Source organism: Lelliottia sp. CFBP8978, from assembly GCF_034046055.2.
In the GTDB taxonomy this organism is placed as follows: domain Bacteria; phylum Pseudomonadota; class Gammaproteobacteria; order Enterobacterales; family Enterobacteriaceae; genus Enterobacter.
In genome coordinates this window covers 2,526,064-2,552,061 of the sequence record NZ_CM188253.1, presented here as the reverse complement: position 1 = coordinate 2,552,061, position 25,998 = coordinate 2,526,064, and the positions used below count along the sequence as shown (strand labels likewise).

General features: G+C 52.4%; 25 protein-coding genes. 14 read left to right on the top strand and 11 right to left on the bottom strand.

Annotated features, from left to right (window positions below):
- Nucleotides 1-68 precede the first annotated feature (68 nt).
- The 3 genes from rsmF to yebS form a co-directional block, all read right to left on the bottom strand.
- Nucleotides 69-1,511, bottom strand: a complete 1,443-nt coding sequence (gene rsmF, locus SOM82_RS12065) for a 16S rRNA (cytosine(1407)-C(5))-methyltransferase RsmF (protein WP_320461058.1) — start codon at nucleotides 1,509-1,511, stop codon at nucleotides 69-71.
- Nucleotides 1,512-1,586: 75 nt separating this feature from the next.
- A complete protein-coding gene (locus tag SOM82_RS12060; RefSeq protein WP_320461059.1) occupies nucleotides 1,587-4,220 on the bottom strand; it encodes a PqiB family protein in 2,634 nt (877 codons plus the stop codon).
- Nucleotides 4,189-5,472, bottom strand: coding sequence for a membrane integrity lipid transport subunit YebS (yebS, locus tag SOM82_RS12055; RefSeq protein ID WP_154125755.1), 1,284 nt, complete (start codon nucleotides 5,470-5,472; stop codon nucleotides 4,189-4,191). Before yebS ends, SOM82_RS12060 begins: the two co-directional genes overlap by 32 nt.
- A gap of 131 nt (nucleotides 5,473-5,603) precedes the next feature.
- Here yebS and msrC point away from each other — a divergent pair, with 131 nt between their 5' ends.
- The 4 genes from msrC (at nucleotide 5,604) to htpX (ending at nucleotide 10,027) form a co-directional block, all read left to right on the top strand.
- The gene (msrC, locus tag SOM82_RS12050) at nucleotides 5,604-6,101 is read left to right on the top strand and encodes a free L-methionine (R)-S-oxide reductase MsrC (protein WP_154125754.1); all 498 of its coding nucleotides are present in this window, start codon (nucleotides 5,604-5,606) and stop codon (nucleotides 6,099-6,101) included.
- A 96-nt stretch (nucleotides 6,102-6,197) separates the two neighbouring features.
- On the top strand, nucleotides 6,198-6,884 hold the full coding sequence (gene proQ, locus SOM82_RS12045; RefSeq protein WP_154125753.1) for an RNA chaperone ProQ: 687 nt from the start codon (nucleotides 6,198-6,200) through the stop codon (nucleotides 6,882-6,884).
- Nucleotides 6,885-6,903: 19 nt separating this feature from the next.
- A complete protein-coding gene (prc, locus tag SOM82_RS12040; RefSeq protein ID WP_320461060.1) occupies nucleotides 6,904-8,952 on the top strand; it encodes a carboxy terminal-processing peptidase in 2,049 nt (682 codons plus the stop codon).
- Nucleotides 8,953-9,145: 193 nt separating this feature from the next.
- On the top strand, nucleotides 9,146-10,027 hold the full coding sequence (htpX, locus tag SOM82_RS12035) for a protease HtpX (RefSeq protein ID WP_154125751.1): 882 nt from the start codon (nucleotides 9,146-9,148) through the stop codon (nucleotides 10,025-10,027).
- A 51-nt stretch (nucleotides 10,028-10,078) separates the two neighbouring features.
- On the opposite strand, the gene SOM82_RS12030 is transcribed toward htpX, so the two are convergent.
- Nucleotides 10,079-11,452 carry an MFS transporter gene (locus SOM82_RS12030; RefSeq protein ID WP_320461061.1) on the bottom strand — a complete coding sequence of 458 codons (1,374 nt, stop codon included), beginning with the start codon at nucleotides 11,450-11,452 and terminating at the stop codon, nucleotides 10,079-10,081.
- Nucleotides 11,453-11,630: 178 nt separating this feature from the next.
- Here SOM82_RS12030 and kdgR point away from each other — a divergent pair, with 178 nt between their 5' ends.
- Complete coding sequence (gene kdgR, locus SOM82_RS12025) at nucleotides 11,631-12,422, top strand: DNA-binding transcriptional regulator KdgR (protein WP_154125749.1); 792 nt, start codon at nucleotides 11,631-11,633, stop codon at nucleotides 12,420-12,422.
- Between the two features lie 71 nt (nucleotides 12,423-12,493).
- Here kdgR and SOM82_RS12020 read toward each other — a convergent pair whose 3' ends face one another.
- Nucleotides 12,494-12,733: a YobH family protein gene (locus SOM82_RS12020; RefSeq protein ID WP_154125944.1), complete on the bottom strand. Its 240-nt coding sequence runs from the start codon at nucleotides 12,731-12,733 to the stop codon at nucleotides 12,494-12,496.
- Between the two features lie 162 nt (nucleotides 12,734-12,895).
- Here SOM82_RS12020 and mgrB point away from each other — a divergent pair, with 162 nt between their 5' ends.
- The 7 genes from mgrB (at nucleotide 12,896) to rlmA (ending at nucleotide 18,130) form a co-directional block, all read left to right on the top strand.
- Nucleotides 12,896-13,039 (top strand): PhoP/PhoQ regulatory lipoprotein MgrB, encoded by a 144-nt coding sequence (mgrB, locus tag SOM82_RS12015; RefSeq protein WP_320461062.1) that lies wholly within the window; start codon nucleotides 12,896-12,898, stop codon nucleotides 13,037-13,039.
- 77 nt (nucleotides 13,040-13,116) lie between these two features.
- Nucleotides 13,117-13,407: a YebO family protein gene (locus SOM82_RS12010; RefSeq protein ID WP_320461063.1), complete on the top strand. Its 291-nt coding sequence runs from the start codon at nucleotides 13,117-13,119 to the stop codon at nucleotides 13,405-13,407.
- A gap of 23 nt (nucleotides 13,408-13,430) precedes the next feature.
- Nucleotides 13,431-14,420, top strand: a complete 990-nt coding sequence (locus SOM82_RS12005; RefSeq protein WP_320461064.1) for an MBL fold metallo-hydrolase — start codon at nucleotides 13,431-13,433, stop codon at nucleotides 14,418-14,420.
- Nucleotides 14,421-14,942: 522 nt separating this feature from the next.
- A complete protein-coding gene (locus tag SOM82_RS12000; protein WP_154125746.1) occupies nucleotides 14,943-15,059 on the top strand; it encodes a DUF2627 domain-containing protein in 117 nt (38 codons plus the stop codon).
- Between the two features lie 39 nt (nucleotides 15,060-15,098).
- Nucleotides 15,099-15,308, top strand: coding sequence for a transcription antiterminator/RNA stability regulator CspE (gene cspE / locus SOM82_RS11995; protein ID WP_001062678.1), 210 nt, complete (start codon nucleotides 15,099-15,101; stop codon nucleotides 15,306-15,308).
- Nucleotides 15,309-15,529: 221 nt separating this feature from the next.
- A complete protein-coding gene (gene ftsI2 / locus SOM82_RS11990; protein WP_320461065.1) occupies nucleotides 15,530-17,248 on the top strand; it encodes a peptidoglycan DD-transpeptidase FtsI2/PBP3(PARA) in 1,719 nt (572 codons plus the stop codon).
- 66 nt (nucleotides 17,249-17,314) lie between these two features.
- Complete coding sequence (gene rlmA / locus SOM82_RS11985; protein WP_320461066.1) at nucleotides 17,315-18,130, top strand: 23S rRNA (guanine(745)-N(1))-methyltransferase; 816 nt, start codon at nucleotides 17,315-17,317, stop codon at nucleotides 18,128-18,130.
- Here the strand turns inward: rlmA and mntP are convergent.
- The 5 genes from mntP to manX form a co-directional block, all read right to left on the bottom strand.
- Nucleotides 18,127-18,693: a manganese efflux pump MntP gene (mntP, locus tag SOM82_RS11980; RefSeq protein WP_320461124.1), complete on the bottom strand. Its 567-nt coding sequence runs from the start codon at nucleotides 18,691-18,693 to the stop codon at nucleotides 18,127-18,129. The two genes, rlmA and mntP, sit on opposite strands and share 4 nt — an antisense overlap.
- Nucleotides 18,694-19,092: 399 nt before the next feature.
- Nucleotides 19,093-19,551 carry a DUF986 family protein gene (locus tag SOM82_RS11975; RefSeq protein WP_320461067.1) on the bottom strand — a complete coding sequence of 153 codons (459 nt, stop codon included), beginning with the start codon at nucleotides 19,549-19,551 and terminating at the stop codon, nucleotides 19,093-19,095.
- Nucleotides 19,552-19,605: 54 nt separating this feature from the next.
- Nucleotides 19,606-20,457 carry a PTS mannose transporter subunit IID gene (locus SOM82_RS11970; RefSeq protein WP_154125742.1) on the bottom strand — a complete coding sequence of 284 codons (852 nt, stop codon included), beginning with the start codon at nucleotides 20,455-20,457 and terminating at the stop codon, nucleotides 19,606-19,608.
- A 12-nt stretch (nucleotides 20,458-20,469) separates the two neighbouring features.
- Nucleotides 20,470-21,270 (bottom strand): PTS mannose/fructose/sorbose transporter subunit IIC, encoded by an 801-nt coding sequence (locus SOM82_RS11965; RefSeq protein ID WP_154125741.1) that lies wholly within the window; start codon nucleotides 21,268-21,270, stop codon nucleotides 20,470-20,472.
- A 47-nt stretch (nucleotides 21,271-21,317) separates the two neighbouring features.
- Nucleotides 21,318-22,280: a PTS mannose transporter subunit IIAB gene (manX, locus tag SOM82_RS11960; RefSeq protein ID WP_320461068.1), complete on the bottom strand. Its 963-nt coding sequence runs from the start codon at nucleotides 22,278-22,280 to the stop codon at nucleotides 21,318-21,320.
- 316 nt (nucleotides 22,281-22,596) lie between these two features.
- Here manX and SOM82_RS11955 point away from each other — a divergent pair, with 316 nt between their 5' ends.
- Both SOM82_RS11955 and yoaE read left to right on the top strand, forming a co-directional pair.
- The gene (locus SOM82_RS11955) at nucleotides 22,597-22,755 is read left to right on the top strand and encodes a protein YoaL (protein ID WP_414672124.1); all 159 of its coding nucleotides are present in this window, start codon (nucleotides 22,597-22,599) and stop codon (nucleotides 22,753-22,755) included.
- Nucleotides 22,743-24,305, top strand: a complete 1,563-nt coding sequence (gene yoaE, locus SOM82_RS11950) for a CNNM family cation transport protein YoaE (protein ID WP_320461069.1) — start codon at nucleotides 22,743-22,745, stop codon at nucleotides 24,303-24,305. Before SOM82_RS11955 ends, yoaE begins: the two co-directional genes overlap by 13 nt.
- A gap of 6 nt (nucleotides 24,306-24,311) precedes the next feature.
- Here yoaE and pdeD read toward each other — a convergent pair whose 3' ends face one another.
- Complete coding sequence (gene pdeD, locus SOM82_RS11945) at nucleotides 24,312-25,910, bottom strand: cyclic di-3',5'-guanosine monophosphate phosphodiesterase PdeD (RefSeq protein ID WP_320461070.1); 1,599 nt, start codon at nucleotides 25,908-25,910, stop codon at nucleotides 24,312-24,314.
- Nucleotides 25,911-25,998 lie beyond the last annotated feature (88 nt).

Here is a 25,998-nt window from a genome sequence, read left to right as displayed (position 1 = left end):
AGTATGATCGCCCATTTTTCAGCGTAGTGCAGGAGAGCAAAATCGCCAGTGAAAACGTGCTGTTTTTTTTATTCGCTGAGCGGGTTACCGGTAAACAGGCGACCATCACGAACCAATTCCCGCGGATAGCTGTTCTTGAGTCGTGACCCTACTTTTTTCGCCAGCCCTAACGGAAAGCCCTGATAGGTGACAATCATTTCATCTGCCGGCGGCGACTGCTCCGGATACACATCACGACCGCGATACCACTCTTCTGCTTCGCTGTGGGTCAGAGCGAAAGTATTCTCTTCTGTGGCGAGGGCGATCACCGCTTCGTGCTGCCATCGGTACCCTTTGTTGTGCACTTCAGCTAACCGCATTCCGATGCGCGAGAAACGCACTTTACCGATCAACGGCTCGATCCCGACCGGGAAGAGCCAGATCTCTTTATCGCGCTGCCACAGGCGAAGGTGTTCATCCCAGTTGATTCCCACTTTTTGCGCGGCCGCCACAATCTGGGCCGTCTCACGTCCTTTCAGCGGAGCGAAGGGGAAATTGCCCGTTTTGAATGTCGGCGCTGGCAACGGTTCAACCGCGGCAGTTTTACGCAAGCGCGCAACAAAGAATCCTTCGCAGTCAAAAATTTGCGGGAAAACATGCAGAAAACCTTCGGGGGTTAACGCTTCTTTTGCAGAATCAAAAAGGGAGCCTAACGGCAGAAACTCAACGGCTTGCGGATATTGTTCTTTAAGCCACAGGCAGACCGATTCGTTTTCGTCACGGTTAAGCGTGCAGGTTGAATAGACCAACGTACCGCCCGGGCGGAGCGCGTGAAAGGCGCTGTCAATGAGCTCGCGCTGAGTGGCGGCAATCTCAAGGTTGCTGGCAACCGACCAGTTTTTAAGCGCATCGGGATCTTTACGCACCACGCCTTCGCCGGAACAGGGGGCATCAAGCAGAATCGCGTCGAAAGATTCCGGTAAAGCCGCACCAAAGACGCGGCCATCAAAGTGGGTCAGCGCCACATTGCTAATGCCGCAGCGGCTGATATTGGCATGAAGTACCTTTACCCGGCTCGCAGAAAACTCATTCGCCAGAATGGCACCATGATTTCCCATACGGGCGGCTATCTGGGTGGTTTTGGAACCCGGCGCTGCGGCGACATCCATCACCCGCTGCGGCTGATTGTCATCCGCGAATAGCGCCGCGACAGGCAGCATCGAGCTGGCTTCCTGAATATAAAACAAACCACTCAAATGCTCGGCAGTGCTTCCCAGCGGCAGGCTGTCTTCATCCTCACGCTCAATCCAGAAACCCTCTTCACACCACGGAACGGGCGTGAGTTGCCAGTGATAAGGGGCAACCAGCGTCAGAAAATCCGCCACGCTGATTTTTAAGGTATTGACGCGAATACTGCGGCGTAATGGCCGCTGGCAGGCAGCGATAAACGCGTCGAAAGAGAGATGAGCAGGAAGCGCCTCGCGCATCTGCGCCAGGAATTCGTCAGGAAAAAATACAGAGTTTTGAGCCACGCTGGTACCACAGGGAATCGGTCGGGCGCGCAGTGTATCATAAACGCTCCGGTGCGTTGACACCGGAGCCTGAGTTTAACGTGGCAGAGCGGTTCCCCATTCCCGCCACTCTTTCGGTTCACTTTCGAGTAACAGGAAATGCTTGCCTGCCTGCGCTTTCGGCGCAAGAGGAGTGCCCGGCGGCGTTGCAAACGCGATACCGCCGCGAATGAACTGGTTAAAGGTGCCGGTTTTCACCACGCCGCCTGTCAGACCAAAGTCGAGAGAGTAACCCGACGCCAGCCAGAAGACGGAGTTGTTGCGGACCAGATGCTGAAAACGTTCGCTGATACGTAAACCGACCATCACGCGATCTGACAACGTGCCCAGCGTCAGTCCCGTCACGGTCCCTACCTCAATACCGCGGAACAGCACCGGTGTGCCGATACTCATGGAACCGGCCTCTGGCACTTCAACCACAATGCTTAGCCCGTTCAGATAGCGCGAGTCAGCGATGGTCGCTTCCTGTAGCTCAAAGTCGCGACGCGCATTGCCGTTGCCCGGCTCGACGTTGATATAGGGCTGCAGAATGGTGTCGAGATGCTCAACCCCGGCCGCTGAAATCTGCGGTGTGACCACGGAGAAGCGTGTTCCCGTGCGGGCAAAGTTCTGCATATATTCAGGGTAGAGTACCGCTTTGGCCTGCACTTCGTTGCGCGCAGTGATAAGCGTCAGCTTCTGCACTTGCCCGATATCAATGCCCAGATAGCGGATAGGCATGCCTTCTGCGAGCTTGCCTGCATCGAAAGCATGGAGCGTAATCTGACCACCCACCGCGCGCGCTGCGGTTTCTGAAGGATAGAGAATCCGCTTATCGCCTTTGCGCTGGCTGGCCCCTGCGCCGCTTAAATTATCAAAGCTAATCGCTCCCTTAAGGGCGCGGGAGAGGGGAGATGCCTGTACGGTCAGTCCACTGCCGTTGAGTTGCACTTTCGCCCCGCCTTCAGCCCAGAATACGCTGTTGCCGGTGAGCAAATGGCGATACTCCGGTTTGATATGCAGTTCGATGTCAAAGGCATCGGCGCGCGGGCGCACGGTGATGACTTCACCCACTTCAAACTTACGGTACAACACGACGGAACCGGCCTGAACATCAGGCAGCGTTTCAGCGCTTAACGTGAGCGTTGTGGTCGGCATATCGCTCAGGCTATTTTCAATCGCTTTGTCCAGATTTGCATACAGCGGATAGCTGTCGCGCATCGCCCCTTTTTGCCCCGGGAGAATACGAATGCCGCCGTTAATCCATTCGCTGGCGCTGGCACCGAGGAATTCGACGCCATCCAGCCCGACTTTGACATCCACACGACTATTGACGACAAATTTGCTGTCACCACGAACCAGGTCGCGGTACTGCGGATCGATGGCAACGGAGAAGGTGACGCCTTTTTCCAGGAGCTTGCGTTCCAGCACCTGACCGACCTGCACCCCGTGCAAGATCAGCGGCTGTCCGGCATCAATACCGTAGCTTTCCGGCGCGCTCAGGGTGAATGTTAAGACGCCAGGTTTTTGCAGAAGGGCTTTATCCGCGGGAGCGATAACAAAGGTATTGTTTGGCTGCCCTTCGCCAGGAATCAGCTCAAACGTACTGCCAGTCAGCAGGCTGCTGATATTGGCATCGCTTAATGAGAGTTTCGGATTGCGCAGCTCAATGCGCGTTTTTTCGCGCAGCAGATCCACCACGCTTGGATCAACCGTCATTTCGCCGGTGACGGAACCGCCCGCGTTGAGTGTCAGTTTCGTGAGTTGTCCCACCTCCAGCCCCTGATACATCAGCGGGGTCGAACCGGCTTTCAGCCCTTTAGCATCCGGTAAAGCCAGCTTCACGATAACGCCGCGCTGGCTGTGGGCCAAATCGGCATACAGACCAAAGCTGTCATCCACTTCGGCTGGTTTTGACCCGTCGGGGGAGTCGAAGGCGATCGCGCCATTAACCAGCGCCGCAAGGCTTTCGAGCTTCACTTTGGCTCCGCTCAGACTGACGTCAGCATCCACTCCTGAAACGTTCCAGAAACGACTGCCTTTTTTGACCAGCGGGGTGAAGCGACGATCGATCAGCACATCAATCGTTACGCCCTGTTTGTTCGGGTTAATGGCATAGTCATACACGCGTCCGACAGGGATTTTACGGAAATAGACCAGCGATCCGCTATTGAGTGAGCCCAGATCCGGTGACTGGAGATGGATCATCAGATCGCCGTTGTTCAGCCGATATTTTGGCTGAGTGTCGAGGGCGGTAAAATGTTCCTGAGGCTCACCTTTGCCGGGCATCATGCCGATGTAGTTCCCGCCTACCAGCGCATCCAGACCGGAAACACCCGCCAGAGAGGCTTTAGGCGTCACCAGCCAGAACTGGGTTTCGCTGCGTAACGCGTCCTTCATATCGGCCTTAATGCTGGCCCGAACCTCAATTTTGTTGAGGTCCTTACCAAGGCGGATATCCTGGACAGTGCCCACCTCAACCCCCTGGAAACGGACAGGCGTTCGTCCCGCGACGATACCGTCAGCGGTCAGGAAGTCGATAGTGATGGTGTTACCGCGATCTTCGTAGCTCGTCCAGATAAGCCAGCCTGCAATCATCAGAGCGATAACCGGCAGCAACCAGAAAGGCGAAATACGGCGTTTAGTTTTAATTCTCGCTTCAGTCGTCGAAGCGGGCGTTTCCTGACTCATGTGCATCCCAAAGTAAGCGGCTATCCAGCCATTCCACAGCAAGAATAGTCAATATCACCGCAGAGCCGAAATAAAAAGCCGCGGGTCCCATGGTAAAAGCGAGTAGCTGATCGCGATTAATCAGCGACATCGTCAACGAAATGACAAACAGATCCAACATTGACCAGCGGCCAATCCACGTCACAAAACGGAGCAGCAGCATCCGGGTGCGTAACCCTTGCTCACATTTGAACTGGATACTGATGAGCAAGGTAAACATCACAATAACTTTAGTAAAGGGCACCAGAATACTGGCAATAAACACGACGCCGGCCACCGCGAGGTTACTGCTGGCCAGCGAAACAATGCCCGACATAATGGTATCTTCCTGCCGCGCGCCGTTGACATAAATAACGGAGATCGGCAGCAAGTTGGCGGGCAGAAGGAACACCACTGAGGCAATCAGCGCTGCCCAGCACTTTTGCAGGCTATGATTGCGCCGCAAACGCAGGGGAATATGACAGCGTGGACAGCGGCCTCGCGCATCAGGCAACCCGGTAAAATGACAGCCAAGGCACGCTCTAAGATTGGGATCCGGCCGGGTCGCCGGGCGCTGCGGATAAAAGCGCTCCCAGAGCTGTTCCACATTCAGGTGAATCAACGTCAGGATGCTCAGCAAAACGAGCGCGATAAACGAAATCAGGCCGACGCCCGGCTGCAAAAAAGCATAGTCCTGAACTTTGATCGAGGCGACGCCAATCCCCACCAGATAGATATCCAGCATCACCCACTCTTTGAGTTTTTCCAGCATAAGCAGCACCGGCCGGAGATTCATCCCCAGAATATTACCGAACCAGAGATAGGCAATGGCTGCCACCAGCACCGTCGGGGCGCCCACGGTGCAAAACAGCACCATCGCGCCTGTCAGCGGATCGCCCTGTCGGGTCATCTGCCAGATCCCCTGCAGCAGGTTGACGTCGATACGAACCCCCAGCAGATAGAGCTTAAGCAGCGGTTCGCTCCAGGCAAAAGGCATCAGCAGAATCATGGTGACAGCCATCGCCGCCAGCCGGGTCAACGACCAGTCTCGCCCGTCGCGGATTTTTGCGTCACAGCGTGGGCAATATGCACTCTGATGCGATTTCATCTTAGGCAGCATAAAAAGCGTATCGCACTGTGGGCAACGCTGATAATGTGCACGAGGTAGCGCATCGCTCACCGAGTGGATAGTGATCTTTTTTGCCGGCGTAATTTTTGAAGTATTGAGTGCCATGAGTCGCGCATTAAAGGATTAATTAACGTTATATTAACTCATCTCGGGATTCATCTTGAGAATGAGCGCATTTAATGTTTATTTTAATAGGCTATGCTCTATTTTTTGTACGACAACCAAGTGATTGATTAATGAACAAAACAGAATTCTACGCGGATTTGAACCGCGATTTCCAGGCATTGATGACAGGTGAAACCAGTTTTTTAGCCACGCTGGCTAATACCAGCGCGCTGCTGTTTGAGCGTTTGTCTGATGTTAACTGGGCGGGTTTCTATCTGCTGGAAGGGGATACGCTGGTGCTGGGGCCATTCCAGGGTAAGCTTGCTTGCGTGCGAATCCCGGTTGGCCGCGGTGTGTGCGGTACTGCCGTTGCTCAAAATCAGGTACAGCGCGTTGCAGATGTGCATGCCTTCGATGGTCATATTGCGTGCGATTCCGCGAGTAATTCCGAAATTGTGCTGCCGCTGACCGTCAAAAATCAGATTATTGGCGTACTGGATATCGACAGCACGGTGTTTGATCGCTTTAGCGCCGAGGATGAGCAGGGCCTCCGCGAGCTGGTCTCTCATCTCGAAAACGTCTTAAATGCGACCGATTATCAAAAATTCTTTGCGAGCGTCGCAGGATAATCAACGGATAACGTAGCAATTACTGATGGCGTCATTATAATGACGCCTGTTCATGCCTGCGCTTGTTGGCAACGTCCGTTGTAATCAGGAAATTTCATGGAAAATCAACCTAAGTTGAATAGTAGTAAAGAAGTTATCGCCTTTCTGGCAGAGCGTTTCCCACAGTGTTTCAGCGCTGAAGGCGAAGCTCGCCCCCTGAAAATTGGTATTTTTCAGGATCTGGTAGCGCGCGTTGAGGGTGAGATGAATCTCAGCAAAACTCAGCTGCGCTCCGCATTACGTCTTTATACTTCAAGCTGGCGTTACCTTTACGGTATCAAGCTGGGCGCTACCCGTGTCGATCTCGACGGCAATCCTTGCGGTGAGCTGGACGAGCAACACGTTGAGCATGCGCGTAAGCAGCTTGAAGAAGCCAAAGCACGCGTTCAGGCACAGCGTGCTGAACAGCAGGCGAAAAAACGCGAAGCAGCAGCGGCAAATGGTCAGGAAGACGCGCCTCGTCGCGAGCGTAAACCGCGTCCTGCTCCACGTCGCAGCGAAACGAGCGAGCGTAAGCCGCGTGCTGATAAGCCAGCCGCTAAAGCCCAGCGCGCGCCTCGTGAAGAGCCGCGTCTCACTCCGGTTTCTGACATCAACGCGCTGAGCGTCGGTCAGGCTCTGAAGGTGAAAGCGGGTAACAATGCGATGGACGCCACCGTACTCGAAATCACCAAAGATGGCGTTCGTGTGCAGCTGACTTCTGGCATGTCAATGATTGTACGCGCAGAACACCTGGTGTTCTGAAACGGAGGCCAAGCCTGGCATGAACACTCTTTTTAGGATCACCGCGCTGGCTGGCCTGTTTGTTATAACAGGCCATGCTTTCGCTGTGGACGATATTACGCGTGCTGATCAAATTCCGGTATTAAAGGAAGAGACTCAGCATGCAACGGTGAGTGAGCGCGTAACCTCGCGCTTCACCCGTTCTCATTATCGTCAGTTCGATCTCGATCAGGCCTTTTCGGCCAAAATTTTCGATCGTTATCTGAACCTGCTGGATTACAGTCATAACGTATTGCTTGCGAGCGACATCGAGCAGTTCGCAAAGCGTAAAACCGATGTGGGCGATGAGCTGCGCAGCGGTAAACTGGATCTGTTCTACGATCTGTACAATCTTTCGCAGAAACGTCGTTTTGAGCGCTATCAATACGCGCTGAAAGTGCTGGAACGTCCTATGGACTTCACCGGCAATGACAACTTTAATCTGGATCGCAGCAAAGCCCCCTGGCCGAAAGACGAAGCCGAGCTGAATGCGCTGTGGGACGGCAAAGTAAAATTCGATGAGCTGAGCCTCAAACTCACCGGTAAAGATGAGAAAGAGATCCGCGAAACGCTGACCCGACGTTATAAATCGGCGATTCGTCGTTTGGCTCAGACCAACAGCGAAGACGTGTTCTCACTCGCCATGACGGCGTTTGCCCACGAAATCGACCCGCATACCAACTACCTTTCCCCGCGTAACACCGAGCAGTTCAATACTGAAATGAGTCTCTCTCTGGAAGGTATTGGTGCAGTGTTGCAAATGGATGAAGACTATACGGTCATCAATTCCATGGTGGCAGGCGGTCCGGCATCAAAAAGCAAAGCTATCAGCGTGGGCGATCGTATCGTCGGTGTTGGCCAGACAGGCCAAAACATGGTGGATGTGATTGGCTGGCGTCTGGATGACGTCGTTGCGCAAATCAAAGGCCCGAAAGGTAGCAAGGTTCGTCTTGAAATCTTGCCGGCTGGCAAAGGCACGAAAACCCGTATCGTCACTCTGACTCGCGAGCGTATCCGTCTTGAGGATCGCGCGGTGAAAATGTCAGTGAAGACCGTTGGCAAAGAAAAAGTCGGCGTGCTGGACATCCCTGGCTTCTATGTCGGTCTGACCGACGATGTGAAAGTGCAGCTGCAGAAGCTTGAAAAGCAGAATGTTAGCAGTGTGATCATCGATCTGCGTACCAACGGTGGCGGAGCACTGACGGAAGCGGTTTCGCTGTCTGGTCTGTTTATTCCGTCTGGCCCGGTCGTTCAGGTTCGTGATAACAACGGCAAAGTGCGCGAAGATGCCGATACCGACGGTGTGGTCTACTACAAAGGCCCGCTGGTGGTACTGGTGGATCGCTTCAGTGCTTCGGCATCTGAAATCTTTGCTGCTGCGATGCAGGACTATGGTCGCGCGCTGATCGTGGGCGAACCCACTTTCGGTAAAGGAACAGTACAGCAATATCGTTCTCTGAACCGCATTTACGACCAGATGCTGCGTCCTGAATGGCCTGCGCTGGGATCGGTTCAGTACACCATTCAGAAGTTCTACCGCGTGAATGGTGGCAGTACGCAACGTAAAGGCGTGACACCGGACATCATGATGCCGACCGGTACCGAAGAGACCGAAACGGGTGAGAAGTTTGAAGATAACGCGTTGCCGTGGGATAGCATCAATGCTGCCACCTTCGTGAAATCTGGCGACATGACCCAGTTCGGTCCGGAACTGCTGAAAGCACATAATGAACGTATCGCCAAAGATCCAGAGTTCCAGTACATCATGAAGGACATTGCTCGTTTCAATGCCCTGAAAGAAAAACGGAACATCGCTTCGTTAAACTTTGCTCAGCGTGAGAAAGAGAACGAGGAAGATGACGCAACGCGTCTGGCACGGATCAACGATCGTCTCAAACGTGAAGGCAAGCCGATGCTGAAAAAACTGGAAGATTTGCCGAAGGATTATCAGGAGCCCGATCCGTATCTGGACGAGACGGTACATATCGCGCTTGACCTGGCAAAGCAGGAAAAAAATAAACCCGCTTTACAGCCCACTCCGGCGAAATAACTCCTCAACAGGCACAAGAAATTGTGCCTGTTTTTTTAAGTTCTGCATCCTCCCGTCAGTAAGCCCACAAGCAATGTAAAGTTGTGTCTTTCTGGTGACTTACACATCTCGAATCCTTGAAAATAGCCAGAATACCCATACGATGTGGGTAATCGCATAGTGCGTTTTGTTAAACAGAGGTTAAAAGAAAATTATGATGCGAATCGCGCTCTTCCTGGTCACCAACCTGGCAGTGATGGTGGTATTCGGGCTCGTGCTAAGCCTGACAGGGATCCAATCGAGCAGCGTTCAAGGCCTGCTGATTATGGCGCTGCTGTTTGGTTTTGGCGGGTCATTCGTCTCTCTGCTGATGTCAAAATGGATGGCCCTGAAGTCGGTAGGTGGTGAAGTTATCGAACAGCCACGAAATGATATGGAACAGTGGCTGATGAACACTGTGGCGCAACAGTCGCGTCAGGCGGGTATCGCCATGCCTCAGGTCGCGATTTATCATGCCCCTGATATTAACGCCTTTGCCACAGGTGCGCGCCGCGATGCGTCGCTGGTTGCGGTGAGTACGGGTCTGCTGCAAAACATGAGCCGTGATGAAGCGGAAGCCGTCATCGCCCATGAAATCAGCCATATCGCTAACGGTGACATGGTGACCATGACCCTGATTCAGGGGGTGGTGAACACCTTTGTGATCTTTATTTCGCGTATTCTGGCGCAGATTGCCGCAGGATTTATGGGCGGAAACCGCGATGAAGGCGAAGAGAGTAACGGCAACCCATTGATCTATTTTGCTGTCGCGACGGTACTCGAACTGGTGTTTGGTATTCTGGCGAGCATTATTACCATGTGGTTCTCTCGTCACCGTGAATTCCATGCGGACGCGGGTTCTGCAAAACTGGTGGGTCGTGAAAAAATGATTGCCGCTTTGCAGCGTCTCAAAACCAGTTATGAGCCGCAGGAAGCGACCAGCATGATGGCATTTTGTATCAACGGGAAATCAAAATCATTGAGCGAACTGTTTATGACTCACCCGCCGCTGGATAAACGTATCGAAGCGCTGCGTAGTGGGGAATATATTAAGTAACGAGCAGTACGAAGAAAAGCCGGGTTGAGCATCGCTGCCACCCGGCTTTTTTTATGCCTGCGAACGAGGCTGCGTGACGCGTAATCCACTGATAATGGCAGCGAGGGTGGCGAGCGATCCGGCTGTGAATAGCGCCAGATGGGTGCCATTTTGTCCGGCAAGGTTGAACATCAGGGCAACCAGTGCTGCACCGGAGCTTTGCCCCAACAGACGCGCTGTCCCCAGCATACCGCTCGCACCACCGCTGCGATGGCGCGGCGCTGCGGTAATAATCGTGTGATTATTGGGTGACTGGAACAGGCCAAAACCGGCCCCGCAGAGCACCATTCGCCAGATAATATCTATATCTGTCGGCGAGGAAGGCAGCAGCGCCAGCGCAAATAAACCCGTCGCCATCACCACCAGTCCGAGCGCACCCAGCAATCCCGCGTGTACTCGTTCGATAAGGTAGCCCGCCAGCGGTGCCATGACCATCGTCGCCAGTGGCCAGGGCGTCAGCAGAAGGCCGGTTTCGACTTCGGTGCGCCCAATCACCGTTTGCAAGAAGAAGGGCAGCGAAACCATCGCCAGCATCTGGGCGCAAAATGAGCAAATCGAGGTGCCGATAGAGAGTGAAAAGAGTGGGATCCGCAGCAGATCTACCGGCAGCAGCGGCACTGGCAAAGTCAGCTGTCGGCGGACAAAGAAGAAACCAATAACCAGCATAGCGACAATTTCTGCGGCAATCAGTGACAGTGATTGTCCCTGGGCGAAGCCGCTCAGCGCGGTGATCAGCAGGCCGAACGTCAGCGCGTTCATCACTGCGCTGGGCAGATCAAAACGCGGCATGGTGTTCTTCGCGCCGTTTGCCGGAAGAAAGCGTAGCGCAAAAAGCAGGGCGACAATGCCCAGCGGTACGTTTATCAGAAACAGCCATTGCCAGGATGCGACGGAAAGAATAGCGGCCGCAATGGTCGGGCCTGCGGCCGAGGAGACTGCAACGATGAACGAGTTGATCCCCATTCCTCGCCCGAGCTGGCGCTGCGGATAAATCAATCGTATCAGCGCCGTGTTGACACTCATCAGCGCGGCGCCGCCAAACCCCTGGGCGATACGTGCGATTGTCAGCGTATGCAGAGAGTCAGAAAGAGCGCAAAAAAGAGAGGTCAGGGTAAAGACAACGAGTCCACACTGGTAAACTCGACGGTAGCCGAACATATCGCCGAGAAATGAGAATGAGAGGAGAGAGACCACAATGGCAATCTGATACGCGTTTACCACCCAAATCGAGCTGGCAGGGGAGGCGTGCAGATCGCTTGCGATGGTGGGCAGAGCAACGTTTGCAATCGCACCATCCAGTACCGCCATCGAAATACCAATAATGATGGTCGCAATCGCGCCGTACCGCTGAGGTAACGGCAAGCCGTCAGAGGGATTTTTTTCCATGGGAAATGAAACACTCAGAGTGATATTATTATCAGATTGATTATTTTAGCATTGTTATATCGGTTTTATGTCGCAGATTTGTAACGAAGTAAACGCAGATTGATTGCAGCATGACGCCCACGAATTTATAATAAAAACCGGTTCTGATTTTTATAAAACACTCGCAATGAGGTGATAAATGGCAATCGCAGATTTGGATAAGCAGCCAGATTCTGTTTCTTCCGTGCTGAAGGTGTTTGGCATCTTACAGGCGCTTGGTGAAGAGCGCGAAATTGGTATTACAGAGTTGTCGCAGCGTGTGATGATGTCGAAAAGCACCGTTTATCGCTTTCTGCAAACCATGAAGTCCCTGGGCTATGTCGCACAGGAAGGCGAGTCTGAGAAGTATTCTCTCACGCTGAAGCTGTTCGAGCTTGGCGCGCGTGCGCTGCAAAATGTTGATCTTATCCGCAGTGCGGATATCCAGATGCGCGAGCTTTCTCGTTTGACGAAAGAGACCGTCCATCTGGGGGCGCTGGATGAGGACAGCATTGTCTACATCCACAAGATCGACTCCATGTACAATTTGCGCATGTATTCGCGCATTGGTCGCCGCAACCCGCTCTACAGCACCGCAATCGGTAAAGTTCTGCTGGCATGGCGCGATCGCGAGGAAGTAAAAGAGATCCTCGAAGGCGTTGAATATAAGCGCAGTACCGAACGTACTATTACCAGCACCGATGAATTATTGACCGTACTGGATAAAGTCCGTGAACAGGGTTACGGCGAAGATAATCAGGAGCAGGAAGAAGGGTTGCGCTGCATCGGTGTCCCGGTGTTTGACCGTTTTGGTGTGGTCATTGCGGGCCTGAGTATTTCGTTCCCAACGCTGCGTTTCTCGGAAGAACATCTGCATGAGTATGTTGAGATGCTGCATACCGCCGCGCGCAAAATATCAGAACAGATGGGCTATAATGAGTACCCGTTCTAAGCGTTAATGCTTTGAACGAAAAACGCCGCATTCTGTGCGGCGTTTTTCGTTCTGCGATAATCATTTTCTGATTATCCGTTGTCCACGATCATCTGGCTTTTGCGCAGCAGCGGGCAGTTAGATAGTCCTATAAAACCGCTGTCAGTGTGCAAATATTGCGCTGTGCTGGTCCCGCTGGCAGTAAGATATTTACACTGAATGCCCAGTCCAGCCGCATTCTCTTTGCTTCCCACAAGCACGCCGTATCCCGACAAAAGTAATCCTGTCCACACAAGGGCCAGAGCAATAATTATTCTGATGAATAATCGCATCATTGCCTCAATTTTTATTGCTAATAATGTCATTCATCGTAATAGTTTTACCTGCTGAAACAAGTGCATGATTCCGAAAAAAATCTGATGAATGTACAGTTAGCCCTTGTTTAAGGTAACCGTGATAACCTGGAGATATCGGGTCATGAGACGGAGTGTGGAGTGAAAAAAATTCGCTGGGTAATTCTGATTGCTGTGCTGATCGCATGTGTCGTTCTCTGGACGCAGACGATCAACGTTCTGTGCGATCAGGATGTACAATTTTTTAGCGGCATTTGTGCAATAAATCAGTTTATCCCCTGGTAATGATGATCCATTTCTCTAACAGATGATTACCTTCAACGGCGTCAGTGGTAAAATGGCGTTTTCATTGAGGTGGTAAAATGGGTGAGTTAATGAATACGGGGTTATTGAACATAGCCTCACTGGCGATTTCCGTTATCGTGATGGTGATTGGTCTGGTTTTATGGTTCTTTGTGAACCGCGCCAGTTCCCGCACGGATGAGCAAATCGAGCTGCTGGAAGCGTTGCTTGATCAGCAGAAACGCCAGAATGCGTTGCTTCGCCGCCTGTGCGAAGCTAACGAACCAGAAGAGAAAATCGCCCCAAAAGCGCCTGAGCAAGAGGTGAAAGAAGAAGACGATGATTTTATTCGTCTGGTGGCTGAACGCTGATTCGCTAAAAAGGGGAGGTGGCTGTGGTCTGGAAGAATCCCTGGTATGACCCCTCCCTGCAGCACCATACGCCAAACGGATTTCGCAATACCCATTCTGTGGGCCATCAGCCGGGTGACGTGGAGCGCTGGCGTAAAGAGCGCAAGGCAGCGGGATTGCCCAAACCGCCTGTGCTGGGTTATGAAAACTTCATTCGTCAATGGTGGCAACCGGTTGAACTGAATGAATTATCTGAAGATGGAGTGTGGTGGCTCGGACATGCGAGTGTACTGCTCCGGTTGAACGGCCGCTATCTCCTCACCGATCCTGTTTTTTCCCGGCGTGCTTCACCGCTCTCCTTTGCGGGGCCGGAGCGCAAAACGCCGCCGCCCATCTCCGTCGATCGCCTTCCGATCATTGATGCTGTAGTCATTTCTCATAACCACTACGATCATCTTGACGATGCGACTGTTCGCCGTCTCCTGCGCCGCTTTCCGGATCTGACTATTTTTGCCCCTTTAGGCCTGGGGGACTGGTTTCGTCGTCGCGGTGCAATCAATATCGTTGAACTCGACTGGTGGCAACGTTTTGTTTTTAATGGTCTTTCGCTAACCGCCGTTCCAGCCCAGCACTGGAGTATGCGCACATTCTGGAATCGCAACCGTTCGCTGTGGTGCGGTTGGGTGATTGAAGGTACAAACCGGCGTTTTTGGTTCAGTGGCGATACCGGATATTCACCTGAGCTGGTAACCATTCCTGAACGACTCGGCAAGATTGATGCAGCGACGTTACCCGTCGGAGCGTATGCACCACGATGGTTCATGTCTGCCCACCATATGGATCCGCAATCTGCCGTTGCGCTCTGGCAGCAAATGGGGATGCCCCTCGCTTTTCCCATTCACTGGGGTGTCTTTGAGCTGGCCGACGAAGCCCTAGATGAACCCGTCACAGAGTTAAAGCAGGCACTCAATGATGTCGCCCCAATTACGGATAAGTTCAGGATATTGAAAATTGGTCAATATTTATCCCTTTGAACATGTGTCGCTCCGTTGGTATATATTCTGTATTTTCCCTCAGCCATTTGTTTTATTTTTATCGAAACGTTTTGATTGCTTTCTTTTGAAGCAGAGTCATACAAATTTCATTATTTTGGTGCATAACAGCAAATGGACACAGTCGACTTAATAGGTTCGGCGTAGGTGACAATAAGTATTGTTATTTCATTATGATGCTCTGGCCGTTACGTTCATTTCAGCATAACTTTTCGCAAATTGTTCTAACTCATGCATTGCAATAATTGAACAACTGGACATTTTTAGGGCAGTTTGAACGCCGGTAAGAGGCAAAAAAAGTCTTAGATAACAGCGTCTATGCCCGTCGGGAGGCAAGAACGTCCGTCTTAGCGGTTCTCTTATCCAGATAAGATATTTGTGCAGATTGTAGCAAGGTGACATCAGAGTTTGTGCGGCGGATCCAGGGGCGTTTAAAAATGGCTTGCCATAATTTTCGTTGTATGTAATAACACGGTTTGGGTCAAACGAGGTACAGTTCTGTTTATGTGTGGCATTTTCAGTAAAGAAGTCCTGAGTAAACACGTTGTCGTTGAATACCGCTTCTCTGCCGAACCTTATATTAGTGCCTCAAGCAGTAATGTCTCAGTTTTATCTATGTAATGCCTGCGGGCTAAGAAAATACTCTAAGGAATTTTGCAAATGGCAAAGATTAAAGGTCAAGTTAAGTGGTTCAACGAGTCTAAAGGTTTTGGTTTCATTACTCCTGCTGATGGCAGCAAAGACGTGTTCGTACACTTCTCTGCAATCCAGGGTAACGGCTTCAAAACTCTGGCTGAAGGCCAGAACGTTGAGTTCGAAATTCAGGACGGCCAGAAAGGTCCGGCTGCTGTTAACGTAACCGCTATCTGATCGGATCCCTGCTGATTCAGAGGCGCCACGGCGCTTCACACTCAGACATAAAGCCTCGCGTGAAGCGGGGCTTTTTTCATTCATTATTTTTCAGAATGTAACTTCCTGAGTTTCTGTTAGCAGTTTGTTGCAAAGCTGCGAGGTTAGAAGCATTGTTTTCTCACTCTTCAGGCTCTTTTTCCCGTTAAATCAGGGCGTTGTTTATCAGCCCTGGAGTTCGGGTGAAAAAGAAATCACTAAGTCCCGCCGGTAATTTTACCCCGGCACGCTTTGCACTGCTTTGTCTCGCTATTTTGCTCAGTCTTGCCTTCCTGTTAGGTCGCGTCGCCTGGCTACAAATTATTAAACCTGACAACCTGGTAAAACAGGAAGACATGCGCTCACTACGCGAGGTGGCGATTGATGCCCCGCGCGGCATGATTACCGACCGCGAGGGGCGGCCGTTAGCGGTCAGTGTCCCCGTCAGAGCGGTGTGGGCCGATCCTAAAACCGTGCTGGCGAAAGGCGGCGTGGGTTTTGATGCGCGCTGGCAGGCCCTGGCTAACGCCTTGCATATGTCTGTCGGAACGCTGGCAACTCGTATCAATCATAATCCTCAGGGCCGGTTTATCTATCTGGCTCGTCAGGTCGATCCTTCTCAGGCGCAGTGGATAGACCAACTCAATTTACCGGGGATTAACCTGCGCGATGAGTCTCGCCGTTTCTATCCGGCCGGACACGTAGCGGCTAATCTTATCGGCTTTACCAATATTGATGGGCAGGGGATCGAAGGGGTCGAAAAGAGCTTTAATTCTCAGCTGAGCGGAAAAGCAGGCGTCAGGCGGGTGAGGGAGGACCGCTATGGTCATGTTATTGAGAATCTGACGGAAGTCCCGCCAGTACCTGCGCACAACATCCAGCTCAGTATTGATGAGCGGCTGCAGACCATTACCGAAGATGCATTAGATAACGCTGTGGCCTGGAACAAAGCAGAGTCGGGTGCGGCGGTATTGATTAATGTCCAGACCGGAGAAATCCTCTCCATGGCGAGTTATCCGGACTTTAATCCTAATAATCGTGAAGGGGCGACGATTAATGATTTTCGCAATCGCGCCATTAGCGATACCTTCGAACCGGGTTCAACGGTTAAACCACTGGTCCTGATGACGGCGTTGCAGCAGGGAATTGTCCAGCCAGACAGCGTTATTGATACCCATCCTTATACGCTGGATGGCCATCGGATCCGGGATGTCGGCTACTATCCCGAACTCTCTCTGACAGGCATTTTACAAAAATCGAGTGATACGGGCGTCTCACGTCTGTCACTGGCGATGCCTGTCCAGCATCTGCTGGATACCTACCGAGGCTTTGGTTTTGGCACATCCACGGGGCTGGGGCTGACCGGAGAGAGTAGCGGCCTGCTTCCGGAACGTAAATTCTGGAGCCAGCTCGATCGCGCGACCTTTGCCTTTGGTTATGGTCTGATGGTTACGCCGCTGCAACTGGCGCACGTGTATGCCACGATTGGTAGCTACGGCCTTGAGAGGCCGCTGTCGATTACGCGTATTGATCCCCCGGTCATCGGGCATCAGGTGATGCCTGAAGAAATTGTTCACCAGGTGGAGCATATGATGGAAAGCGTCGCCTTGCCCGGCGGCGGCGGGATCAAAGCGGCGGTTCGCGATTATCGTGTGGCCATTAAAACCGGCACGGCCAAAAAAATCGGCGATGACGGAAAATATGTTGATAAATATGTCGCTTATACCGCAGGCGTGGCTCCCGCCAGTCATCCTCTGTTTGCGCTGGCGGTGGTGATTAACGACCCGCAAAACGGCAGCTATTATGGCGGTGCCGTATCTGCGCCAGTGTTTAGCCAGATAATGGGGGATGTGTTGCGCCTCGAAAACGTCGAACCCGACGGAATTGCTCATGATTCCACTCATCTTATCGTGATGCGATAAGGCAGGCGTTTTATAGCAGGGCGAATAGCGGTACACTTTCGCCCTTTGATATTGCCTGGAGTTACCATGTCATTCAGTTGTCCCTTATGTCACGCGCTGCTGACGCACGCAGAAAACAGCTTTACCTGTCCACAGGGACACCGTTTTGACAAGGCGAAAGAAGGGTACGTCAATCTGCTGCCCGTCCAGCACAAACGTTCTCGCGATCCGGGTGATTCAGCTGAAATGATGCAGGCACGCCGGGCATTTCTCGAAGCCGGGCATTATCAGCCCCTGAGGGATGCCGTTGCGAAATGGCTTTCAATGACTTTGGATGAGAAGGCGTCCTCGATTCTGGATATCGGCTGCGGTGAAGGCTATTACACAGCTGCATTTGCCAAAGTGGCGGCCAGTAAAGGAGCACAGACCTTTGGTCTCGACGTCTCGAAATCTGCCATTCGTGCAGCGGCAAAACGCTATCCACAAGTCACATTTTGCGTGGCGTCCAGCCATCGTCTTCCTTTCGAAGAGGCCAGCCAGGATGCCATCATCCGTATCTACGCACCTTGTAAAGCCGAGGAGCTGGCGCGAGTGGTCAAGCCGGGCGGCTGGGTCGTGACCGTGACGCCGGGTCCAAAGCATTTAATGGAAATGAAAGGATTGATTTACGATGAAGTCCATCTGCATGCCGCGCACTCTGAACAGCTTGCCGGTTTTACGCTGAAAGAAGAGCAGTCGCTGGGATATGAGATGCGCTTGAAGGGCGAAGAGGCCGTTGCATTGTTGCAGATGACGCCGTTTGCCTGGCGGGCAAAACAGAGCGTCTGGGATACATTAGCGAAACAAGAGGATTTTCACTGCCAGACAGATTTTAGTCTTCACTGCTGGCAGCGCGACCTTTAACCGGCGAAGTGCGACCAGAGGATTTGACCGCCAATTCCGATCAGGACAATACCACCGAGGATCTCGGCTCGCTTGCCAAGCAGCGGGCCGATAAATCGCCCGACCATCATTCCCAGCGTCGACATAATCAGCGTGGCACAGCCGATCGCCAGCGCCGTGGCGATGATATTGACCTGCAAGAATGCCAGGCCGACGCCGACGGCCATCGCGTCAAGACTGGTGGCGATCGCGGTGGTGACCAGCAGCCAGAAGCCGTGGCGATGAACAGGCGCATCATCTTCATCCGAATTACCGCGACAGCCTTCAATTACCATTCGCCCGCCGAGGAACGCCAGCAGAATAAAGGCAATCCAGTGGTTCCACTCCAGCACAAACTGACTGGCCAGCATGCCCAGCGCCCAGCCGATGAGGGGGGTCAGGGTTTCGATAGCGCCAAAGATAAGACCCGTACGAAGGGCTTCGGAGAATTTAGGTTTGTGAAGCGTGGCACCTTTACCCATGGAGGCGGCGAAAGCGTCCATAGACATGCCGAAAGCGAGAAGGATCGTGGCGGAGATATTCATAAAAGCGTCCAGACCGGGGATATCCATATGACACATCACTGCCCCCAGTAAACAGCAGTTGATGTATCAATGGTCTCGCCTGATCTCTGCGCGCATATAAAATGGCACAGTAAAAAATCCGTACGCACCACGTTTTGCAACGAGTATGTTGACACGTACATTTCCCGGAGACAGGAAATCGGCTACTCCCCAACGACGGGCGCAACCTTAACATATTTTGAGAATATAAAACAACAACAGAAAGATATTATACTATTGACTAGTTGATAACGATTTTCATTTAGATTTATGCGTGAAAATAACGTTAAGAAATATAAGTTAAATACCGAAGTAATATAGCTATGGCTATATATCGATCGCAAAAAAAGGACAATATATAGCCAATGCTATAAATGTAATTTATTGAATTTTAACCATTAATTTGTATATTTTTTCTAGGTCGTCAATATTCTTTACCCGGATAAGCAAACGGCGTTGTTCTAGCTGCATCACCAGCACGCCATCTTCAGATAAATTCATCTCTTTAATACGGTTATATTCTATCCACACATTGGCGAAGAAAAAACCTTGATGTTTGAAGATGATTTTAGGTGCCCGGATCCAGAACAGATAAACCGCCATTAATGCCAGCGCACATAATAACCATGTGGTTAATAATGCACCGTGATTGATCGCGTTATTGTAAATCAGAATGGCGAGCAGACCGGCAAAGATAAAGGCATCGATCCGACCACGTCGCAGGAGGGGGATGGTGAGCAGTGTCTCGCCGTGGCGGCGGGGCATGATGAATTCGTCATAAATGGCGTACGCCAGAAGGGCAACAATAAACAGAACCAGTACGATGTCCGTAACCGTCATTCGTCCTCCAGATAAAAAAACCGGGGGCAAGCCCCCGGTGTATAAAGCCTGAATTTACAGACCCAGCAGGCCGATTGCGTAACCGACGATACCGATAACGAAGAAGCCAACGATGATCCACAGGGCGTTAACTTTCTTACGCAGCAGCCACATACAGGCGAAGGTCAACAGCAGCGGTACCAGGCCTGGCATCAGCTGGTCGAGGATCGTCTGCACGGTGGTGACGCGCGTTTGTCCGTCCTGACCGGTGATAGTCGAGACCACAAGCGGGATGTTAACGTGCGTCCACTTGTTGACCAGGGCCCCCATGACAAACAGGCCGAGAATTGACGCCCCCTCGGTCAGTTTTTGCAGGAAGCCACCGCCCATATCAGAAACGATATCGACACCTTTACGATAGCCGTAGGCAACACCGTAGTAACGGGTAGCCAGACGAACCGCGTTAAACAGGATAAAGAACAGCAGTGGACCGAGCAGGCTGCCGCTCATCGCGATACCCGCGCCAAGCGCCGCGAACACCGGACGTACTGTACCCCAGAAAATGGGGTCGCCCACGCCTGCCAGCGGGCCCATCAGACCGACTTTAATACCGTTGATGGCACCATCGTCAATCTCTGCACCGTTTGCACGCTGCTCTTCCATTGCCAGCGTAACGCCAAGAACCGGCGCGGCGACATACGGATGCGTGTTGAAGAATTCCAGGTGACGCTTAATTGCCTGGCGACGCGCTTCGTTATTCTCCGGATACAGGCGTTTGATAGCCGGTACCATAGAGAAGCAAAAGCCCAGCGCCTGCATACGTTCGAAGTTCCATGATCCCTGGAACAGGTTAGAACGCAGGAATACGCCACGAATATCACCCGGAGTGAGTTTTTTCTCTGTGGTAGTTTTAGTCATATCAACCATTTCGCTCACCTGCTAGTCCAGTTCGTTATCGAGATCGTTGCTACCAGCAGCCTGCGCTGGCGCACCCGCGACGCGGTTATATTTCGGGCTCAGCTGGATATAGAGAATAGCCATTACTGCACCAATCACACCCAGAGCAACCAGGTTGAAGTTAGTGAACGCCGCGGTAACAAAACCGAGGTAGAAGAACGGCATCAGGTAGCCTGCGCGCATCATGTTGATGACCATCGCGTAACCGACCACCACAATCATGCCACCCGCGATGTTCAGACCGCCGGTCACGACTTCAGGAATCGCGTTCAGCATGCTCTGGACTTCGCTGGTACCGACAGAAATCGCCACGATAACTGCCGGAATAGCAATACGCATCGCCTGCAGGAACAGAGAGGAGACGTGGATCCACGACAGGGCCGTCAGGTTGCCAGTCTCCGCTGCCTTATCCGCCGCATGCTGGAACGCAACGGTGATAGTACGCACGATAATGGTCAGTACCTGGCCAGCAGCGGCCAGAGGGATAGCCAGCGCGATACCCGCGCCGATGCTTTGGTGACCCGCGATAACCAGAACGGTAGAGATGATAGAAGCCAGCGCGGCATCAGGCGCAACAGCGGCACCGATGTTCATCCAGCCCAGGGCGATCATTTCCAGCGTACCACCGATGATAATACCGGTTTTCATATCGCCAAGAACGGCGCCAATCAACGTACAGGCCACCAGCGGGCGGTGGAACTGAAATTCATCAAGTACGGATTCCATACCCGCAATACACGCGACGATGAACACCAGCACAATCTGAAGAGTGGTAATCTCCATTGTACTTCTCCTATAACATAAGCTTTATGTGAAAAATCAGCGCCGGGTTATTTCGCCACTTTGCCGATCAAATCCATCATTTTCAGTTGCTGATCTGTGGAAACCTTACGGGCTTCCAGCTCAATACCGCGTGCATTCAGCTTATTGAATGCTTCGATATCTTTTTCATCGACTGAAATCGCGTTATTCACCTGCGTTTTACCCTGACGGAACGCCATACCACCAATGTTTACGGAGGTGATTTTGACGCCGCCCTCGACCACACGTTCAACGTCAGTCGGGTTAGTAAACAGCAACATCACGCGCTCGCCGGCATACTTCGGATTGTTATAAACGCGGATCATCTTAGCGACGTCCACGACGTGTGCGGTAACGCCCGGAGGAGCAACCTGGGTCAGAAGTGTTTTACGAACATGATCGGCGGCCACTTCGTCGCTGACGACGATAATGCGTTTCACGTTTGTCTCTTTGGTCCAGCGTGTTGCCACCTGGCCGTGGATTAGACGGTCATCAATACGCGCCAGACCGATAACCATGTAATCATCCGCGCCCATCGGTTTAGCGGGTACGGCGGCCTTAACGGCAGCGGCGACCGGGGCGGGTTTCTCTGCCGGTTTCGCTTTCAGCGCTTTCACGCCTTCACGACCGGTTTCGACTGCGATAGCAACCAGTTCGTCAAAACCTGGATTGTCATCGCGCGCCATCAGCGTTTCTACCAGCATGGGAATGTTGACGCCCGCGACAACTTCATAATGCTCTTTATCGACGACAATGCGGCTGGCGGCATTGAACGGACTGCCACCCCATGTATCTACGAGAAACAGCACGCCTTTACTGGTATCCAGTTTTTCCAGTTGAGCAGTGTATTTTTCAATCAGCGTTTCAGCGTTTTCGCCAGGGACGAAATCGATCCAGCCGACGTTTTCCTGCTCACCCAACAGCATTTCTGCGGTTTTGAGTAACTGCTCTGCAGCCCAACCATGTGTGCCTATCACAATAGCAATGGTCACTTGCTACCTCCTTTTATTATCATTGATACGCCTGCCAGGCAGTCGTACTGAGAATCTACTCCGGGGTACCGAATCGATTCAGATAAAGGGTTAGAGTTAAACTTAATAAGACTTCCGGGAATTATTTTAGATAGTGAAAAAATAATTTATGTGATGAAGATCCGTAATTTAGGTATGTGTGCGAGATTTATCTCAAAAGAAAATCGAGTCTGTAACAGATGTTTGCAAAGGAAAGTAAATCTTTGCTAAAAACCTATTGTCTCTGATATGTTTAGCCTCCGTTTAATTACCAGGAGTATAGGGCACAGCCCACTGTATGGACCGTCACCGACGTCAGTCATCTACCAGGCCATTTCGCGCCTCGCTTATCGGCGATTCTCGCCACACGTTGAACATGTTTACCGCCATTTCGCCCACTTTTTCCGGGGCGCCGTTTTGTCATTCCTTTAGCAGGAGCTTGCCATGGAATTCTTAATGGACCCGTCAATCTGGGTGGGATTACTCACGCTGGTTGTGCTGGAAATTGTTCTCGGTATCGACAACCTGGTGTTTATCGCCATCCTCGCGGATAAGCTGCCGCCAAAACAGCGCGATAAAGCGCGTTTAATCGGCCTTTCGCTGGCGCTGATCATGCGTCTTGCGCTGCTGTCTGTGATTTCGTGGATGGTCACGCTGACCAAACCGCTGTTCACCGTCTGGGATTTCACCTTCTCCGGCCGTGATTTGATCATGCTGATCGGGGGACTGTTCCTGCTCTTCAAAGCGACAACAGAGTTGCATGAGCGGCTGGAGAACCGTCAACACGACGATGGTCATGGCAAAGGTTATGCCAGTTTCTGGGTGGTGGTTCTGCAAATTGTGGTGCTTGATGCCGTCTTCTCACTGGATGCGGTGATTACCGCTGTCGGTATGGTTAACCACCTGCCGGTGATGATGGCCGCGGTGGTGATTGCGATGGCTGTTATGCTGCTGGCGTCTAAACCGCTGACGCGGTTTGTGAATGAACATCCTACCGTGGTAGTGCTCTGTTTGAGCTTCCTGTTGATGATCGGTCTGAGTCTGGTGGCTGAAGGTTTCGGCTTCCATATACCGAAAGGCTATCTGTACGCGGCGATTGGCTTCTCGATTATTATCGAGTTGTTCAACCAGATTGCACGTCGTAACTTTATCAAACAACAGTCTACGCAGCCGCTGCGTGCGCGTACCGCAGATGCCATTTTGCGTCTGATGGGCGGTCGCCGTCAGGCTAACGCCCAGCCCGAAACGGCCAATCGTAACCCTGTGCCCGTGCCGGAAGGCGCGTTTGTCGAAGAAGAGCGCTACATGATTAACGGCGTGCTTTCGCTGGCATCACGTTCATTACGCGGCATTATGACGCCGCGCGGTGAAATCAGCTGGGTAGACGCCAGTCTGAGCGTCGAAGAAATTCGCCAGCAGTTGCTCTCCTCACCGCACAGCCTGTTCCCGGTTTGTCGCGGTGAGCTGGATGAAATCATCGGCGTTGTCCGTGCAAAAGAGATGCTGGTGGCGCTGGAAGAGGGCAGCAATGTCGAAGCGATCGCGGCGACTTCGCCGGCCATTGTGGTGCCCGAAACGCTGGACCCAATCAACCTGCTGGGCGTTCTGCGTCGTGCTCGCGGTAGCTTTGTGATCGTGACTAACGAATTTGGCGTGGTGCAAGGTCTGGTGACCCCGCTGGACGTGCTGGAAGCTATTGCCGGTGAATTCCCTGATGCAGACGAAACGCCGGAAATTGTCGCCGATGGTGACGGTTGGCTGGTCAAAGGGACAACCGACCTGCATGCCCTGCAGCATACGCTTGGCTTCGATAACATCATCAACGATGAAGAAGATATCGCCACGGTTGCCGGGTTAGTCATTGCCATCAATGGCCAGATCCCGCGTACCGGCGATATCCTTGAGCTACCGCCGCTGAAGATCACCATCGTCGAGGCGAACGATTATCGCGTTGATATGGTGCGCATTGTTAAAGAGCAGTCGGCCCACGACGACGAAGAAGAGTAATCAGGCTTAACGTAACGGCATAACCGGCATGATGTGGCGGTTATGCCGCGCTGGCGGAGGTGAACTCTCCGCCAGCCATTTTGGAAAATCCCTCAGCGGCATGGGCCGCGCGTACAAAAAACCCTGCATGATACTGACGCCATGCTTGCGCAAATAGCGAGCCTGCTCCTGCGTTTCGACTCCCTCCGCTACCAGCTCAATATTCAGCCGCTTACCCAGCGCGATAATCATGTCGGTCACGGTTGAGTTGACCGCATCGGTCCCCAACGCCATGGTGAATGATTTATCAATTTTAAGGACATCCGGGCGCAATTTTTCCAGCCACGAGAGCGAACTGTTGCCAGTCCCAAAATCATCAATCGCCAGTTTTACCTCTTTGCGATGCAACTCCCGCACCATGCGATAATCGACATCCAGCAGGGCATCACGCTCGGTCAACTCAATAATCAGCTGCTGGGTCGGATGCGTACTGAACCAATAGCGGTTGAGATCGTGGAGTAACACGCCGTTGCGAAAATGGCTGGCGGCAACGTTAATGCCAATATGAAATCCCTTATTGGCCGGGAAATAGCCAATCTGGCGGACCGTTTCCATAATCACGTAGCGCGTCAGCGGGGCAATCAGGTTATGTTCCTCGGCCAGCGGGATAAACACGTCAGGAGAGATCCATCCCTGGCGGGGATTATTCCAGCGCAGGAGGATCTCCACGCCGACGCATTTCTGCGTGCGGGCGTTGAGCAACGGCTGACAAAACAGTTCAAATTCCCGTGCCGCGATCCCGAGATTAATTTCCCACGTAAAACTCATACGGCTGGCGGTGGCAAGCCAGGCGATATAGCCCAGCAGCAGACTTAACAGCACCGCCAGCGGCAGCTGCGAAGGCAGGTTTTTCAGCGCCAGCTCGCCGGCTCCAGGTCCACTGACGATAATCGTGAACGGAAAGTGCGCGGAGGTCTGGCGCATCACCATCGCGTCTTCTTTCAGGGTCAGGGTATCTGTCACATTTTGATCATAGCGAAGATAGCGATTGCCTACATTCAGGCTCACTTCGGTGATAAGCGGGCGCTGTGGCTCGAGCATGATTCGGGTCAACAGATCGATATTCACCACCTGCATCACCCCATCTTCACCGTTACTGGAGACGGGATACCACTGGATCAGAATAGGGCTGCCTTTGAGCAGTGACTGGTCAGTAGACAGCACGAGCCGGGGCTGGCTGGATGGCAGGTCAGGCTGGAGCTGACGTAGGGGGACGTCGCGGTTGCCGAAGATGCTGGAGCAATACAATATTCCTTCTTTTATCAAAGCAATGGAGCGAACGGTTTGAAGCGTGGCCGCCTGTTTTCGCAGCGTCAGATGGGCTTCAGAGCATGGCGAGCCGACCAAATTTTGTAAGGTTTCGCGGCCCGTCTTGAGAGGAAGAAGGATCTTGTCGAGCGCGCTGACCGAATGGCTGGCAAAGGCGAGAACGCGCTCCTGATTTAAATTACGCTGTGAAATAAAGCGAATGCCCAGCGTTAAAAAAAGCGTAATAAGCGCAACCATCGCACAGACGATAATGCGGTTTCGGCGGTAATTTTTAATAATCCTTTGCGCAGTCTGCATGAAAGGGCGCCTGATACGCCGCCAGCACCAAACGCCAGAGGCAACAAAGCAAGTGTAGTGGGGAAACGTTAAGGTGACGAGAAAGGGG

Excerpts from the sequence above, each read along its gene's own strand:
- SOM82_RS11955 (WP_414672124.1), top strand. The coding sequence starts at position 22,597 with ATGGACCGTCACCGACGTCAGTCATCTACCAGGCCATTTCGCGCCTCG.
- msrC (WP_154125754.1), top strand. The coding sequence starts at position 5,604 with ATGAACAAAACAGAATTCTACGCGGATTTGAACCGCGATTTCCAGGCA.
- SOM82_RS12020 (WP_154125944.1), bottom strand. The coding sequence starts at position 12,733 with ATGCGATTATTCATCAGAATAATTATTGCTCTGGCCCTTGTGTGGACA.
- proQ (WP_154125753.1), top strand. The coding sequence starts at position 6,198 with ATGGAAAATCAACCTAAGTTGAATAGTAGTAAAGAAGTTATCGCCTTT.
- SOM82_RS12060 (WP_320461059.1), bottom strand. The coding sequence starts at position 4,220 with ATGAGTCAGGAAACGCCCGCTTCGACGACTGAAGCGAGAATTAAAACT.
- SOM82_RS11965 (WP_154125741.1), bottom strand. The coding sequence starts at position 21,270 with ATGGAGATTACCACTCTTCAGATTGTGCTGGTGTTCATCGTCGCGTGT.
- yoaE (WP_320461069.1), top strand. The coding sequence starts at position 22,743 with ATGGAATTCTTAATGGACCCGTCAATCTGGGTGGGATTACTCACGCTG.
- pdeD (WP_320461070.1), bottom strand. The coding sequence starts at position 25,910 with ATGCAGACTGCGCAAAGGATTATTAAAAATTACCGCCGAAACCGCATT.
- SOM82_RS11975 (WP_320461067.1), bottom strand. The coding sequence starts at position 19,551 with ATGACGGTTACGGACATCGTACTGGTTCTGTTTATTGTTGCCCTTCTG.
- cspE (WP_001062678.1), top strand. The coding sequence starts at position 15,099 with ATGGCAAAGATTAAAGGTCAAGTTAAGTGGTTCAACGAGTCTAAAGGT.
- rlmA (WP_320461066.1), top strand. The coding sequence starts at position 17,315 with ATGTCATTCAGTTGTCCCTTATGTCACGCGCTGCTGACGCACGCAGAA.
- kdgR (WP_154125749.1), top strand. The coding sequence starts at position 11,631 with ATGGCAATCGCAGATTTGGATAAGCAGCCAGATTCTGTTTCTTCCGTG.
- SOM82_RS11970 (WP_154125742.1), bottom strand. The coding sequence starts at position 20,457 with ATGGTTGATATGACTAAAACTACCACAGAGAAAAAACTCACTCCGGGT.
- prc (WP_320461060.1), top strand. The coding sequence starts at position 6,904 with ATGAACACTCTTTTTAGGATCACCGCGCTGGCTGGCCTGTTTGTTATA.
- htpX (WP_154125751.1), top strand. The coding sequence starts at position 9,146 with ATGATGCGAATCGCGCTCTTCCTGGTCACCAACCTGGCAGTGATGGTG.
- mntP (WP_320461124.1), bottom strand. The coding sequence starts at position 18,693 with ATGAATATCTCCGCCACGATCCTTCTCGCTTTCGGCATGTCTATGGAC.
- yebS (WP_154125755.1), bottom strand. The coding sequence starts at position 5,472 with ATGGCACTCAATACTTCAAAAATTACGCCGGCAAAAAAGATCACTATC.
- SOM82_RS12000 (WP_154125746.1), top strand. The coding sequence starts at position 14,943 with ATGTGTGGCATTTTCAGTAAAGAAGTCCTGAGTAAACACGTTGTCGTT.
- SOM82_RS12010 (WP_320461063.1), top strand. The coding sequence starts at position 13,117 with ATGGGTGAGTTAATGAATACGGGGTTATTGAACATAGCCTCACTGGCG.
- SOM82_RS12030 (WP_320461061.1), bottom strand. The coding sequence starts at position 11,452 with ATGGAAAAAAATCCCTCTGACGGCTTGCCGTTACCTCAGCGGTACGGC.